At 39.5% G+C, this 12,953-nt stretch carries 11 protein-coding genes; 5 read left to right on the top strand and 6 right to left on the bottom strand.

Features of this window, described 5'->3' with window-relative positions; genetic code table 11:
• Window positions 1-48 precede the first annotated feature (48 nt).
• Window positions 49-954: an AraC family transcriptional regulator gene (locus KFO35_RS04535; RefSeq protein ID WP_002312019.1), complete on the bottom strand. Its 906-nt coding sequence runs from the start codon at window positions 952-954 to the stop codon at window positions 49-51.
• 174 nt (window positions 955-1,128) lie between these two features.
• Between KFO35_RS04535 and KFO35_RS04530 the strand changes: the two genes are divergently transcribed.
• The 5 genes from KFO35_RS04530 (at window position 1,129) to KFO35_RS04510 (ending at window position 6,718) form a co-directional block, all read left to right on the top strand.
• On the top strand, window positions 1,129-2,583 hold the full coding sequence (locus tag KFO35_RS04530) for a glycoside-pentoside-hexuronide (GPH):cation symporter (protein WP_002336053.1): 1,455 nt from the start codon (window positions 1,129-1,131) through the stop codon (window positions 2,581-2,583).
• A 15-nt stretch (window positions 2,584-2,598) separates the two neighbouring features.
• Window positions 2,599-3,630 carry an aldose epimerase family protein gene (locus KFO35_RS04525; protein WP_002314507.1) on the top strand — a complete coding sequence of 344 codons (1,032 nt, stop codon included), beginning with the start codon at window positions 2,599-2,601 and terminating at the stop codon, window positions 3,628-3,630.
• Window positions 3,631-3,636: 6 nt separating this feature from the next.
• Window positions 3,637-4,824, top strand: coding sequence for a galactokinase (locus KFO35_RS04520; RefSeq protein ID WP_002314506.1), 1,188 nt, complete (start codon window positions 3,637-3,639; stop codon window positions 4,822-4,824).
• 153 nt (window positions 4,825-4,977) lie between these two features.
• Window positions 4,978-6,360, top strand: coding sequence for a Y-family DNA polymerase (locus KFO35_RS04515; protein ID WP_002291409.1), 1,383 nt, complete (start codon window positions 4,978-4,980; stop codon window positions 6,358-6,360).
• Window positions 6,332-6,718, top strand: coding sequence for a hypothetical protein (locus KFO35_RS04510; protein WP_002314505.1), 387 nt, complete (start codon window positions 6,332-6,334; stop codon window positions 6,716-6,718). Before KFO35_RS04515 ends, KFO35_RS04510 begins: the two co-directional genes overlap by 29 nt.
• A 121-nt stretch (window positions 6,719-6,839) precedes the next feature.
• Here the strand turns inward: KFO35_RS04510 and KFO35_RS04505 are convergent, their stop codons facing one another.
• From KFO35_RS04505 to KFO35_RS04485, 5 genes are all read right to left on the bottom strand, one after another.
• The gene (locus KFO35_RS04505) at window positions 6,840-7,508 is read right to left on the bottom strand and encodes a DUF421 domain-containing protein (protein WP_002308119.1); all 669 of its coding nucleotides are present in this window, start codon (window positions 7,506-7,508) and stop codon (window positions 6,840-6,842) included.
• A 279-nt stretch (window positions 7,509-7,787) separates the two neighbouring features.
• Window positions 7,788-9,167 (bottom strand): FAD-dependent oxidoreductase, encoded by a 1,380-nt coding sequence (locus KFO35_RS04500; RefSeq protein WP_002314504.1) that lies wholly within the window; start codon window positions 9,165-9,167, stop codon window positions 7,788-7,790.
• A 173-nt stretch (window positions 9,168-9,340) separates the two neighbouring features.
• Entirely contained in the window at window positions 9,341-10,510 is a 1,170-nt protein-coding gene (locus tag KFO35_RS04495) for a pyridoxal phosphate-dependent aminotransferase (protein WP_002314503.1), read from the bottom strand.
• Window positions 10,485-11,636: a M20 family metallopeptidase gene (locus KFO35_RS04490; protein ID WP_002291404.1), complete on the bottom strand. Its 1,152-nt coding sequence runs from the start codon at window positions 11,634-11,636 to the stop codon at window positions 10,485-10,487. The genes KFO35_RS04495 and KFO35_RS04490 overlap by 26 nt, the downstream gene beginning before the upstream one ends.
• Entirely contained in the window at window positions 11,596-12,945 is a 1,350-nt protein-coding gene (locus tag KFO35_RS04485) for an aspartate kinase (protein WP_002314502.1), read from the bottom strand. The genes KFO35_RS04490 and KFO35_RS04485 overlap by 41 nt, the downstream gene beginning before the upstream one ends.
• Window positions 12,946-12,953: the final 8 nt, after the last annotated feature.

Genomic DNA, 12,953 nt, shown 5'->3' with positions numbered 1-12,953 from the left:
ACCGCCACAAGTTTCTTTTGCCGATGCTTGTCCTTTTGTCCAAGCAAATTAGGTCGTCCAAGAGACTGCAGTTTGTTTTTCCAACTGTTTTTTCAAAGTATCCAAAGCAATATTCTTGAAATTTTCGTTTTTCATCCGTTTACGATAGTTCGTAGCCGTTTCTCCGGTACTTTTTTTGAACATTCGGCTAAATACGACTAGACTATTGAACCCTACTTGATAGGCAATGCTTTCCACGGATTCATCCGTCAGGGAAAGAAGAAACGCCCCTCGATTAATCCGTACCCCGATCAAATATTCCTTGATACTGGTACCCATATGATTTTTGAATACTCGTGACAAGTGACTCCGGTTGACAGCTAAATGCTGGGCAATTTCCTCAACAGATAAATTTTCCGCATAATGTGCCTCGATGTATTTGACTGTCTCAACAGCTAAGGAGGAATGAACTTTTTGTACGCCACCGCTGATCTTTCCGCCGTCTTTTAAAAGGACTGATAAAAAACGGTAGGTTAGTGCTGTTAACTGTAATTCATTTTCCAAGGTTTCTTCCGTATCTTTCATGCATTCTAAAATAATGTCGATATATTTTTGTATATCGGAAGAGACCATCGTGTACTGGTCTTCTCTGAAAAGCGACTGCCGGATGATTTCTTCTGCCGCATGTCCACCGAAAGAAAGCCAGCAATACATCCATGGATCTTCTCCATCTGATAAGTAAAATGTCGAGTCTCCTGGACGAATCAAGAATAGATCTCCTTTTTTCAATTGAAACTGTTGATTTTTCACATGATAAGATCCTTTGCCTTCCATCACGACGTGTAAGATGTAATCATTGCGAATAGCAGGACCAAAAGAATGAAACGGCATCGTTTTAGAGAAGCCGCAAAAATCAAAATACAATTCTTTTTCTACTTGTTGATGTTCCTTTTTTAAAAAAATCGATTGCTCCATTTCTTCCCCTCCTTACTTCTTTAGTATAATGCAACAAAAAGTTAAATAAAAGTCACAGAAATATATTAAAAAGGAAGCGATTTCTTGTTAAGTTTAAGTCATTAAAAGATCTTTGTTATTCGTTGTAACCGGTTTACTTAGTATTATATATTGAACAGGAGAGGAATACAGATTATGAAAAGCAAAATGATCCAACGTATGTCCTACGCTTTAGGCGCTTTTGGACACGACACATTCTATGTTACATTAAGCACTTATTTTATGGTATTCGTGACAAGCCAGATGTTTGCAGGAACAGATAAGGCAACGAATGCAAAAATGATTGCTACAGTTACAAGCTTAGTTGTAGGTATTCGCTTAGTTGAAATTATTTTTGATCCTTTAATTGGTGGCGTTATTGATAATACCCGTACAAAATATGGCAAATTCAAACCATGGTTAGTTATCGGTGGTATTGTTAGTTCTGTACTCTTGGTAGCAATCTTTACCAATTTCTTTGGCTTAGCTACTCATAATACGACTTTATTTATCATATTATTTGCAATCGTTTTCATCTTGTTGGATAGTTTTTATTCATTCAAGGATATCGCTTTTTGGTCAATGATTCCTGCTTTGAGCACGGAAACAAAGGAACGTGAAAAATTTGCTACGTTTGCTCGTTTCGGCTCTTCTCTAGGTGCAAATGGTACTACACTAGTCGTTGTCCCTATCGTTACTTTCTTTACCTATCTTGTTACTCATAAACATATTGAAGGCGCTTCAGGTTGGTTCTGGTTCGGTGTGATTGCCGCTGTTATTTCAGGCGGTACTGCGATTATCACTGCCTTGGGAACAAAAGAAGTCGATACTGCGATCCGTCAACAAAATGAAAAAGCCGGAATCAAAGATGTGTTCAAAGCAGTTGCTCAAAACGATCAATTGATGTGGCTTGCCCTTGCTTATATCGCTTATGCGATTGCTAATGTAGCAACGACTGCCGTATTGTTCTACTTCTTCAAATATGTACTTGGCCAACCAACTGAATTTTGGATTGTTGGTCTAGTTGCTGCCTTACTTGGTTTAATAGCTGTCCCATTATTCCCAATGCTTACACGCGTCATCTCTCGTCGCTATGTTTACCTTGGCGGGATTGCAATGATGATTTCTTCCTACTTTTTCTTTACGATCGCAGGTTCAAGTTTGCCAATCGTTATCATCGGGTTAGTATTGTTCTACTTCCCTCAACAATTGATTTTCTTATCCGCTTTGATGACAATCACAGACTCTGTTGAATATGGCCAATGGAAAAATGGTATCCGTAATGAAGCCGTTACTCTCTCTATTCGTCCTTTACTAGATAAAATCGCTGGTGCTTTGTCTAACGGGATCGTAGGGTTTGTCGCTATCGCTTCTGGGATGACTGGTAATGCTACTGCTGCTGATATCACTGCTCATGGCGTAACGACTTTCAAAGCTTATGCATTCTATGCTCCTGCTGCTTTGATGATTTTCTCCGCTATTATTTTTGCTTGGAAGATTACATTGACAGAGAAAAAACATGCACAAATCGTTGAGGAATTAGAAAACAAATTGGCTCCAGCTGATACAATGGAAGATGAACTTCACGATGCAGTAGTTCCTTCACATTAAGAAAGGATCTTGAAAATGAAGATTACAGAAAAAGATTTCGGCCAAGGTTATCATTTGATAACCTTGGAGAATAAAAACAAGCTAGTACTTTCTGTCTCTGATTTAGGTGCTAGGATCGTTCGTTTAAAAACAAATGATCAAGAATTAGTTTTGGGATTTGACACCGCTGAAGAATATATCGAAAAAGACCCGTATATCGGCGCATCTATCGGTCGCACCGCAGGGAGGATCGAAAATGGCCGCTTTTCTCTCAATGAAAAAACTTACCAACTAGCTATAGATCCAAAAACTGGGCATAATCTGCATGGTGGTTCTCCTGGATTTGAATTAAAAAAATGGTCTTATGTCATTTTGAATGGCGAAAATGAAGCTTCTGTCATTTTTACTACTACAAGTCCCGACGGAGAACATGGTTTTCCAGGTACATTGGATGTGGAAGTCCGTTATACTTTGACACAAGATAATATCTGGCGGGTGACCACTCGCGGCATCAGCGATCAAGATACTTTATTCAATCCGACAAATCATGTCTACTTCAACTTGACGGGAGATGCTTCTCAAGCGATCGATCAACATGAGCTTTGGCTCAATAGTGAAGCTTACGCTCCTTTACGAGCAGACAGTATTCCTATAGGAGTAAAAGAAAATACTGCAGGAAATGCTTTCGATTTTCAAACGCCTAAAAAACTAGCGTCCGTTTTTGCTAGTGATTTGGATCAAAAAGAACTCGTTGACGGAATCGATCATCCATTTTTCTTAAAAGAATCTGGCTTGGATAAAGAAGCCGCTCGCTTGACTAGTCCGGATAAAAAAATCCAAGTAGATATCGCTACAGATGCTTCTAGTATGGTTATTTTCACTGCAAATTTCGGTCCAGAAACACCAGAAATGCGTGGTCGAAAACTGGCACATCACGGCGGCATCACATTTGAGACTCAAACAGCTCCAGGGGCAGAGCGCTTCTCAGCATTTGGTTCGATTCATTTAAAAGCCGGATCAACATTTGAAACAGTGACAGAATTCAAAATCAAAACAAGAGAGGAATAACTCATCATGGAAATCAAAAGAAGCTTAAACACAAAATTTGCCGAAACATTCGGCCCTAAAAAAACGACACAATACTTCTCGCCAGGTCGCATCAATTTGATTGGTGAGCACACAGATTACAATGGCGGTCATGTCTTCCCTGCTTCTATCACCTATGGAACGCAAGGTGTCGCCGCACCTAGAGACGATAATAAAATATTAGTTTATTCCACAAACTTTGATGATATCGGTGTCATCAGTTTTACTTTAGACGAGCTAGAATATGATAAAAAAGCAAATTGGGCAAATTACGTAAAAGGAATGGTCCTTAAATTAAAAGAAGCTGGACACCCAATTGATCATGGATTTGAGTTGTTGGTGGAAGGAACAATCCCTAACGGTGCAGGACTTTCCAGTAGCGCTTCATTAGAATTATTGGTAGGTGTTGTATTAGAAGATCTGTTTGATTTAAAAACAGATCGTTTGGAACTAGTCCAAACGGGTAAAAAAGTAGAAAATGAATTCATCGGTGTCAATTCAGGTATCATGGATCAGTTTGCCATCGGCTTCGGTGAGCTAGATCATGCGATTTTGTTAGATACAAATACGCTGAAATATGAAATGGTCCCAGTGAAACTAGATGGTTATGCAATCGTCATCATGAATACGAATAAACGTCGGGAATTGGCAGATTCAAAATACAATGAACGCCGCAGCGAATGCGAAGAAGCCTTGGCACGTCTGCAAAAAACTTTGCCTATCTCTTCTTTAGGAGACTTAGATGAAGAAGAATTTGAATCAACTATTGACCAAATCGGTGATGATACATTGATACGCAGAGCTCGTCATGCTGTTTATGAAAATCAACGTACTTTGAAAGCAAAAGCTGAATTAGAAGCTGGAAACTTGGAAGCATTTGGACAACTGCTAAATGATTCTCACCACTCTCTTCGCTATGATTATGAAGTGACTGGGATCGAGTTAGATACACTAGTGGACGCTGCTCAAAAACAAGAAGGTGTCTTAGGTGCACGAATGACAGGAGCTGGATTTGGCGGCTGTGCGATTGCTCTTGTCAAAGAAGAAAATATACCTGCCTTCAAAAACAATGTCTATGATGAATATATGAAAGTTGTCGGCTATGCTCCAGAATTTTATGTTGCACACATTGGAAATGGGACAACAAAGATTGATCCAGAAGCCGTTCATGTTTGATAGAAAAATCAATGAACACAGCTAAATAAACAAATACAAATAACCTCTCAGCAATTTTCAAACATGAGCAAAAGGCTCACATTTGAAAATTGCTGTTTTTTATTGACACAAAAAGGGAACGTGTGTTCTAATTATGTAGAAGAGGTGATTGTTATGTGGGCGAATCAAAATCCAGTATTTGTTTATGAAAAAGAACCTTCACGAGATATTTTATGTATTGACTGCAAATCTTTTTACGCCTCCGTAGAGTGCGTGGAAAAGGATCTTGATCCCCTTACAACTAAATTAGTAGTAATGTCCTATCCGTCTGATTCGACAGAAACACGGGGTAGCGGATTAATCTTGGCTTCCAGTCCTGCAGCAAAAAAAGCGTACGGCATCACCAATATCAGTCGTGCCAGAGATTTACCCTTCCCCTATCCAAGTGATTTATATATTGTTGCTCCAAGGATGGCCTATTATATGGAAAAAAACAGAGAAATCAATACTATCTATAAAAAATATGCAGATGAAGCGAACCATCATGTCTATTCCGTTGATGAAAGCTTCCTTGATGTAACAAATAGCATGGCACTCTTTGGTAAAACGAATGCGTACGACATGGCTAAACTGATCCATAAAGATGTATTTGAACAGACCGGAATCTACACGACTATAGGAATCGGCGATAACCCACTACTTGCTAAACTAGCCTTAGATAATGGCTCAAAAGACGGAAAACAAATGATTGCTGAATGGCGTTATGAAGATGTCCCAGAAAAGTTATGGACAATCTCAGATATCACTGACTTTTGGGGAATCGGCAAACGAACAGCAAAACGACTGAAACAAATGGGTATACATTCGGTTTATGATTTAGCTCACGCGGATTATTATCACTTGAAAAGCACGTTAGGGATCATCGGTACTCAGCTTTATGCCCATGCTTGGGGAATCGATCGAAGTTTTTTAGGGCAAGAATATATACCGAAATCAAAAAGTATCGGAAATAGTCAAATTCTAGATAGAGATTATACGAGGCAAGAAGAAATCGAGATTGTTATCAAAGAAATGGCCGATCAAGTCGGCACCCGCTTGAGACGATCTGCAGCAAAAGCACAAGTAGTCAGCTTATGGGTAGGATACTCCTTAGGTTATCTTGATCCAAATGGTAAGACCGGTTTTCACCAGCAAATAAAAATCGAAGCGACAAATGCTAGCAGAGATCTAGCAGAGGCTTTATTGACCATTTTCCACCAGCATTACCGCTGTCAGGATATTCGGCGTATAGGTGTGAACTGTTCCAACCTCGTATACGCGACAGGTTTACAGCTTAACCTTTTTGAAGATCCTGAGAAGCAGATAAATGAAGCGAAAGTTGATTTTGTAGTCGATACGATCAGAAAAAAATACGGCTTTAAATCAATCATCCATGCGCATAGTCTCTTGCAAGGAGGACGCGCCATCGCACGTAGCTCTCTCGTTGGTGGGCATGCAGGTGGGATGAGTGGATTAGAAGGTGGAAAAGATGAGACGGACAGCAAAAAAATTCATTGACTATAACGAGTATCGAGATCGTCCATTTGGATTAAAATGGGGAACCGCTTTTGCGATGGAAGAACTAGTCAACGGTATCAAAAAAAATGAAGAAGAAGCACGCAAACAACCTATCCCTAAACAACAAATGACATTACAAGAAATCGATAGTATACTGACAGAAGCTTTTTTATCTCGTAAAGCAGTAATCATCCAGCTCAATTTAACAGATGAATTTGGAAGACTCTTAGATGAGGTTGAAGGTCATTTCATTGGTGAAGCCTATGAAGATTATTTTATGATCGACCATCAGCCGATAGTTTGGGAAGACGTACGGCATATTGAGTTAAAAGAAACAAAAAAATGGTTTGTGACATGAGAGGCTGTTCAATCAGCGTTTTGATCTTATTATTAGCTGATTGAACATCGTTTAGTGGAGATTGCGAAAAAGTCGCTTAGTTTTGAGTATCAAGTCAAAGAGCTGATTTCACAACCTCTCTCTATCCATCTATCCGGTAAGATTCATGCATCACGTCTTCTTTGTTTAGTACGTAGAACCCTTTTTCTTCTGACCATTCGACATAAATCAGCTGTTTTACGTCTGCATAGCCTTCTTTCTTTAAATTCTCCAGAAGCCACGATTCATCTAGTTGATTGGATTGAAGTACTTTATGCTGGATTTGTCCTTCATCCACTAGCAGGATCGACAAAGCTTTGTCATCATCTGATTTTTTCAATACACTCATTTGACCGGCATTCTCTAGGATAACATGTTTGGCATTTTCAAGAGAAAAGCATTCCTGCTGTCTTAAGATTGCTCGCAATTGCTCCATCTCGATATGGTTATTTGCCAACTCTGTCATGTTGATGACGCCGTCTTTGATTAAAACAGAGGGCTCGCCTTTAACCCAGCGATTGACTTTTTCATTTTTTTGGACGATACGTTCGATACCATAAATCATTACTGCCCAAAGCGCAATGGCAAATAGGACATGGCCTACATGGACATTGTCATCATAGGTTGATTCTTCTAAGATCCCCCCTAAAACAAGCGTATAGACTAAATCAAATGGTGTGATTTCCGACATGGATTTCTTCCCAAGCAAACGCACCACTAATAACAAGCCGATCAATCCGAATACCAGTTTCATTGTGATTGAAAAAACCATTCTTTCTCCCCCTAACTATCTGTTAATTAAATTATATATGCTTTCTCTCAAACACGCATGGAATATACAAGGAAGAAATGCATCCTTTCACTAAAAAAAGGACTGTGACACGAGTCGTGTCACAGTTCCTTATTCCGAACAAAGGGTGTTCCAGAAGTAGCTTCTTCGAAAAATAAGCCGAAATTTCACAAAAATTTGAGAAACAATTTTCGTAAATTCCTACTTATTTCTTGAAGCTGACCACTTCTGTCACAACCTCTTTTCAAATATTTCGTTTCCTTATTCTACAAATGGTTCTTCTCCTAGTGCTTGTTGAGCGGCTAGATTCAACATGCTCCATTGTCGGTCAAAACCTGGTTGGAAGAAGAAGTCGGCTTCTGCCAGTTCTTCTAAAGTCAGTTTATTTTGGATCGCTAGTGCCAACACATTTCCTTGACCTGTAACATCATAGGTAGATAATACTGCTCCTCCTAGCAATTGATGGGTCATTGGATCTGAGAATAATTGGATGGACACTTTTGGATTTCCTTGTTCTTCTGGTACATATTTTGGTCGTAACGTATCTTCATAATAAGACACTCGTACATCTACTCCTGCTTTTGCTGCAGTGAAGCTATTCAATCCGCTTGCTGCAAAATGGTAGTCGAAGACACTTAATGCGGAGGAACCTACGACTCCGCCGAACGGTTTATTTGGTACTTCTTCAAAAAGATGTTTTACTACATAACGTGCTTCTCTACGTGCAACAGTCGCTAAAGCAATCGGCATTTTTTTGCGTGCTGGGATAGAATAAGCAAGTGTAGCATCTCCTACTGCATACACATCTGGAAGATTTGTTTGCAAGTATTCATTCGTTTGGATCCAGCCACGTTCATCTAAGTCGACGATCCCTTTTAACCATTCAGTATTTGCCTTCACACCAGCAGCTTGGATGACTAGATCTGCTGGGATTTCTTTTTCACTTGTTTTGATTGCTTCCACTTTTCCGTTTCCGGTAAAGGCTTCGATTTTGACGTTTGTCAAAACTTCAATACCGTTTTCATTTAGGTGTTGTTCTAAAATGTCTGTCATCTCAGCATCTAAATATGTGCCTAAGGGTCTGTCGATCACATCAAGCAAGACGACTTCTTTCCCAGCTTTTCGGCTTGCTTCTGCTGCTTCGATCCCAATGTAACCAGCACCTACGACAGCGATTTTTTTAATAGCCGGATCATTTAATTTTTCTTTGAGTTTGGTTGCCCAATTGTATCCACGCATCAAGTAGACATTTTCTAAATCTGCCCCTGGTACTGGCAAATTGTTTGGTTTGACACCAGAACTCAAGATCAATTTATCATAAGGATATTCTTTTGTTTCGTTATCTGATGCGCTAGTAACCGTTACTGTTTTTTTATCTGCATCGATCGTTTTTACTTCGTGATTATTTAAAATATGAACATTGGATTGCGGAAAGTTTTCTGGTCTGAAATTACGTACATCATTTACATCTGTTACCTTGTCTTCTAGATACAGCTCCATACCGCATGACATGAAGGAAACATAGTCTCCTGCTTCAAATAGCGTGATATCTACATTTTCACCGTATCGTGTCAATAGTTCCAAGATCGATTGATGCCCTCCATGAGATGCACCTACAATGACAACTTTGATTTTTTCCATTGATGAAACCTCCTTGAATATTCTTTTAAAATCATTCTAAACAATTTAAACTTAACATTACATCAGTTATGAATCAAAAGAAACGCGTTCATTTGAACCAAATTTAAAAAACAATCGGCAATTTGCAGAATATACCGCAAAGATGCCGATTGTTTTTTGAGAAAATTCATGAATCACTGTTCTGTTAAAAAGTCTTTGATCCGTTTGCACGCTTCATGTAAGTTTTCCATACTGCTAGCATAAGAAATTCGTATATAGCCTTCTCCTTCTGGGCCAAATGCAATGCCAGGGATACACGCAACTTTTGCCTGTTCCGCTAAGTCTACACAAAACTGCCAAGAGTCGGTTTGAATGACAACTGGGAGTTTGCAAAATAAATAAAATGCACCGTTTGGCTGAGTCACTTCAAATCCTAAAGGCGCCAATTGCTGGACCAGATAGTCTCTTCGTGTTTGATATTGCTCTTTCATGTTCTCGCTATCTTTTACTCCATTTATTAGCGCTTCAGCCGCAGCTTTTTGCGACATCGTTGTAGCCGCAGTCACCAGATATTGATGGACTTTAATTAGTTCGTCAATAAGGGCTTTTTGAGCAAAAATAAACCCCACTCGCCAACCAGTCATCGCATGTGACTTGGATAGCCCGCTTATCACGATTGTTTGTTCCGGAAGATAAGAAGCTATGGACATATGCGTTCCAGTGTAAGTCAATTCAGCATATACTTCATCACTTATAACAAATACCGGATATTTTTTTAAAACTTCAGCGATTGCCTCCAACTGGCTTGCAGACAATGTCGTCCCAGTTGGATTGTTAGGATAATTTAAAATGACTGCTTTGATAGCTGATCCATATTGTTCAAATGCTCGTTCAAATTGTTCCGGCTGACAGACAAACCCTGTGTCAGAAGTATCTATCGGGATCAATTCAGCACCAGCTAGTTCCACTAATGGCTGATATCCTGAATAAGCAGGCGCTGGAATAAGAACCTTGTCTCCTTCTTCTAAAACAGATAACAATGCAGAGGCAATCGCTTCCGTTGCACCAACCGTCGTCAAAACTTCCGTTTGCGGATCATAAGTTAATCCATAACGCTGCTGCTGAAACATACAAGCAGCTTCCCGCAGTTCCTCCAGTCCTCTCATTCCGGTATAGTGAGAAAAGTCTTCTTCAATCGCTGCTATTCCGGCTTGTTTGACATGTTCGGGAGTCGGAAAATCCGGTTCTCCCAAGGTGAGCTTGATCACATCTGGTATCGACGATATTTGCTGATCGAATTGCCGTATTTTAGATACTTCTATTCTAGAAAGCCTAGGATTAAATTGATTGGATAAATTCATCATTATTTACTCGCTCCTCTTTTGAACTGCTGTCGATTTCTTCAAGAAGATTTTCTGTAAAAAGAATCGTTTTGTACCATTCTACACCATTTTCTAAAACATCCATATCAAAATCGAACGTCGGATCATGTAAAGCAGGGGTATCACCGACACCTAAAAAGAAAAATACACATGGATATTGTTGCGTATATATGCCAAAATCTTCGGCTTGAAGAACTGGATCCTCTAATTCATGTAGTTTGTTTGAATCCGACAATGCTGCGTATAAGCCTCTATGATTGATTACAGCTGGATAGCCGTCATTATAGCGGAAAGAAATAGTAGCTGCAGAGTGAAACTGTTCTGCTAAATGAGCTAATCCCCTCTTCAAATAATTTTGCATATCTGAACTGTAAGAACGGATACTTCCGGATACAATAACTTCTCCAGCTAAAACATTCCGGATCGTTCCACCTTGGATTTGACCAAATTTCATTAGATGATTCCACTCTGCCGGTAATTGCCGATCAAAATCATAAACATTCTTCAAAAATCGTACAGCTGCCTCCAGACTATCGATTCCTTTTTCACTAGAAGCAATATGCGCGGACTGGCCCTTGATGATGATGTCTGTTTCACTGCTTTGTGCCATCAAAGGTCCTGGTCGAGAAAAAACTTCTCCTTTCGCTAGTCCAGGCCATAGATGAAAGCCAAATATTGCTTGTACTTCATATTTATCTAACAATCCTGACTGAATAACACTTTGTGCGCCGCCGGAAATTTCTTCTGATGGCTGATAGATCAGTACTACATTATAAATAAGCTCCTCGATGTGTTCAGTTATAAAGTCGGTCAACCCTAAAAGCATCGCCATATGTCCGTCATGACCACATGCATGCATGTACCCTTCATGCTTAGAAGCAAAAGAGAGATTTGTTTCTTCTTTGACTGGCAGTGCATCGATATCTGTTCGAAAAGCAATCGTTTCTTCTTGTTGATTATCAAAATAAAGAAGCAGTCCTGTTTCGCCGATTTCATGGATAACGGCTCCACTATTTTTTACTTGTTCATATAAATATTTTTTTGTTTTGAATTCATGAAATCCGATTTCAGGAATTTGATGGAGTGCCATTCGATATTCTTTCAGCATCCGTATTCACCATCCCTTCATAGATACCCTTCACTACGGTTTCATACTGATCATTCGGTACACCGATGATTAGATTCAACTCCTGTGCTCCTTGTGATAAGATCGATGTGCGAATTTCTAATTTATTCAATATCGATAACACTTTTCCAGATAAACCGATCAATTCTTTATGCGGTCCGCCAACGACAGAGATCAAAGCTAAGTCTTCGATCACGACGATTTCTTCCACGCCAAGTGTTTCTTTTAATTCTTTTGTGATGAGAAATAATTTATCGGCAATCGCTTCTGCTGAGACGATCACTCCGATATTGTCGATCCCTGAAGGAATATGTTCGATTGATATCTCATGTTTAGCAAAAATGCTCATTGCTTTCCAGATAAACCCGATTTCATCGGACATATGACGTTTGAATAAAGTGATCGAAAGAAAATCCTTGCGTCCAGCTATTCCTGTCAGTCCATTTTCCTTTTCCACTTCGTGATTCGATATTTTTGTTCCTTGAGCGAAAGGATCATTGGTATTTTTTATTTGGATGGGGATATCCGCCTCTTGAACTGGGAAAACAGCTGCTTCATGAAGAACATTAGCCCCCATATAAGCCATCTCTCTCAGTTCTCTAAAAGAGATTTCCTCGATGATTTTAGGATGATCGATGATTCGCGGATCAGCCATCATGATTCCTGAAACATCTGTCCAATTCTCATAACTCGCCGCTTGTAGCATCTTCGCCAGTAACGCGCCAGTAATGTCGCTTCCCCCACGTCCCAATAATTTTTCTTTGCCTGCAGGGTTTGCCCCGTAAAATCCTGGAACAACCATTTTCGGATATCTTTTAAATGCTTTTGTGATTTCCTGTGCTGTTTTTTCCTCATCGATTTTTCCATCATAGTCAAAGAACAGCAGGTCCTTTGCATCAATGAACTGGTAACCAAGATACTCAGCCATCAGTCGAGCAGTCAGATATTCACCTCTGCTTACTAAATAATCTTCAGTTATCTTTTCATCTTCCAGTTGTTTTTGTATGCGTGCCAGTTCCTCTTCCATAGGTAACTGCAGGTCAAGAAGGTCTCTTACTTGAATGAAACGTTCACAGATCCTTTCCCAAAGGGGTGTCCAATCAACATGATGCTGAAGGTAGGCATAAATCAAATAAAGTAAGTCTGTTACTTTGTCATCATCTGATGTACGTTTGCCTAAAGCAGAAACAACGATCACTTGACGATTGGGATCTGAAAGAACAATTGTACGGACTTTTTTGAATTGTTCTTCATGAGACATCGATGTTCCGCCGAATTTTGCTATTTTCAGCGTATTAC

This window comes from Enterococcus lactis, assembly GCF_015751045.1.
Classification (GTDB): domain Bacteria; phylum Bacillota; class Bacilli; order Lactobacillales; family Enterococcaceae; genus Enterococcus_B; species Enterococcus_B lactis.
This window is presented reverse-complemented; position numbering and strand designations above follow the sequence as displayed.